We start from the raw sequence: 311 nt of genomic DNA on the forward strand, positions 1-311 counted from the left end.
GCGGCAACGGCCCCACCCCCGCCGACCGGGCAGGCGCACCCGCGCCGTTCCCCGCCCAGAACGGGCCCGCGCCCGCCGGCTCCGCGCCCTTGCCCGGCCCGGGCGGCCACGCCCCTGCGGAAGCGGGGCGGGCACCCGCACCGTTCCCGGGCCCCGGCAACGCCAATGCCAATGCCAATGCCAATGCCAACGGCCCGGACCACCCGGGCCAAGGCGGCACGTCCGCCTTCCTCGGCGGCAACGGCCCCACCCCCGCCGACCGGGCAGGCGCACCCGCGCCGTTCCCCGCCCAGAACGGGCCCGCGCCCGCC

Annotated in this window: 1 pseudogene; it reads left to right on the plus strand. The window is 81.4% G+C overall.

Features of this window, described 5'->3' with window-relative positions:
- Positions 1-311, plus strand: a pseudogene (locus ACSNOG_RS33120) (serine/threonine protein kinase); the annotation flags it as partial.

This window comes from Streptomyces sp. URMC 124, from assembly GCF_051386455.1.
Classification (GTDB): domain Bacteria; phylum Actinomycetota; class Actinomycetes; order Streptomycetales; family Streptomycetaceae; genus Streptomyces.